Source organism: Pontimicrobium sp. MEBiC01747 (assembly GCF_053601635.1).
In genome coordinates this window covers 1-2209 of sequence record NZ_JBSHNS010000284.1, presented here as the reverse complement: position 1 = coordinate 2209, position 2209 = coordinate 1, and the positions used below count along the sequence as shown (strand labels likewise).

The 2209-nt window shown below is 32.7% G+C and carries 2 protein-coding genes and 1 pseudogene; 2 read left to right on the top strand and 1 reads right to left on the bottom strand.

Annotated elements, in window-relative coordinates; all coding sequences use genetic code 11:
• On the top strand, positions 1–699 hold a 699-nt coding region (locus ACVC2P_RS09295), incomplete at its 5' end, for an ABC transporter substrate-binding protein (RefSeq protein ID WP_452598198.1).
• A 26-nt stretch (positions 700–725) separates the two neighbouring features.
• On the opposite strand, the gene ung is transcribed toward ACVC2P_RS09295, so the two are convergent.
• Entirely contained in the window at positions 726–1391 is a 666-nt protein-coding gene (gene ung / locus ACVC2P_RS09290; RefSeq protein ID WP_452598197.1) for a uracil-DNA glycosylase, read from the bottom strand.
• 103 nt (positions 1392–1494) lie between these two features.
• On the opposite strand from ung, the pseudogene ACVC2P_RS09285 reads away from it, so the two are divergent.
• A pseudogene (locus ACVC2P_RS09285) lies at positions 1495–2209 on the top strand (YfcC family protein); the annotation flags it as partial.

Genomic DNA, 2209 nt, shown 5'->3' with positions numbered 1-2209 from the left:
GACATAGATATGGCAGTTATACTTACCGAAGGTATTATTAAAGATATAATTGCTGGTAATAAAAGTAAAATTGTACAAACCTTTGTACAAACTCCACTAATTTGGGGTATTCATGTTGCTGCAAACTCTAATTACAATACTATTAAGGAACTAAAAGGAACAAAAGCAGCAATAAGCCGTTACGGTTCTGGCTCACATTTAATGGCTTATATAAATGCACAAAATAACAAATGGAATCTAGACAAAGATTTAAATTTTGAAGTTATAAGAAATCTAGATGGCGCCATTGAAGGGTTAACAGCTGGTAAAGCCGATTATTTTATGTGGGAGAAGTTTACCACAAAACCTTTGGTAGATGATGGCACCTTTAGGCGTGTGGGCAACTGCCCTTCTCCTTGGCCTTGTTTTGTTATAGCAGTAAGAGAAGACTTTTTAAAAACAAATGAAGATGATGCAAAAACCATTTTAAACATTGTAAACACCACTACTGCAGAGTTTAAAGACATCCCAAGCATCGATAAAATGATTGCCAACAGATACGAGCAAGAATTAGAAGACGTACAAGAGTGGTTAAGTTTAACAGAATGGTCTCAAGAGCTCATAGACAAAGACACTATTAATAATGTACAAGATCAATTATTAGCATTAAATATTATTCCTGAAAAATGGGATTATAAAGATTTAACTTATAACCTATAATACTATTAAAAACCGAATTATACCCTTTACCATTCAATCGTTTTTAAACCATTCTCTTTTAAAATAGTATTTGTTTTACTAAAATGAGTATTCCCAAACCAATAGCCTCTATTAGCACTTAACGGAGATGGATGCCCAGAAGTTAAAATATGATGTTTACTAGCGTCTATTAATTTAGATTTCTTTTTAGCAAAGCCACCCCAAAGCAAAAACACAACATCGGTTTTATGCTCGCTTATGGTTTTAATCACAGCATCTGTAAAAGTTTCCCAACCTTTACCTTGATGACTACCCGCATTGTGCGCACGAACGGTTAGTGTTGCATTTAATAAAAAGACTCCTTGCTCTGCCCAACGCTCTAAATTTCCACTTTTAGGATACGGTATTCCTAAATCGGTTTCAATCTCTTTAAAAATATTAATTAACGATGGCGGATGCGCTATACCATTATTTACAGAAAAACAAAGCCCATTTGCTTGATTATAGTTATGGTAAGGGTCCTGACCAATAATAACGACTTTTAAATCCTCGAAATGACATTTTTCGAAAGCATTAAATATGAGCTTTCCAGGAGGAAAACAAGTTGTACTAGTATATTCTTGTTTTACAAACGCTATTAACTCTTTAAAGTATGGTTTATTAAATTCGTCTTGTAAATGTGTTTTCCAACTATCATGAATAGCTACATTCATATTTTATAAGTGTCTAAAATTATTATAAGCGTAAAATAATACTATCTTTAATTTTATTAAAATTTAAAACCAATTTTATTACAAAAAGAGACTGTTATTTAAAATGAAGAACATAAAATTCCCAACAGCACAAACCATATTAATTATTATTGCAGGATTAGTAACACTATTAACGTGGCTTGTACCCGCTGGTAAATATGATACATTATTATACAACAAGGCAGACCATACTTTTATACAAACAGGTATAAAAGACACTAAAACATTAAAAGCAACTGAAGAAACTCTAGAGGCACTAGCTATAAAAATTCCCTTAGAAAAATTTACTAGTGGAGAACTATATAAACCTATAAATATTCCAAATACCTATAAAACACTAGAAGCGCAACCACAGGGCGTAACAGACTTTATAAAATCGCCAATACAAGGAATTATTGAAGCTGCAGATATTATATTTCTGGTGCTAATTATTGGAGGACTCATTGGTATTATTAATAAAACTGGTGCTTTCGATGCTGCTATATCTTGGTTAGCTAATGCTTTAAAAGGCTACGAATTTATACTAATTGTCATGGTAACTCTATTAGTTGCCATTGGAGGTACTACTTTTGGTCTAGCTGAAGAAACGATAGCCTTCTACCCTATTTTAATTCCTATATTTCTAGCGGCTAAATACGATGCTATGGTGCCTTTAGCTTCTATTTATTTGGGATCTTGTATTGGTACTATGTGTTCTACTGTAAATCCGTTTAGTACTATAATAGCAAGCAATGCCTCTGGCATAAACTGGACAACAGGATTAATAGGGCGTATTATAA

Bases quoted from the DNA above. Each gene is read 5' to 3' on its own strand.
- ung (WP_452598197.1), bottom strand. From the start codon at position 1,391: ATGAATGTAGCTATTCATGATAGTTGGAAAACACATTTACAAGACGAA.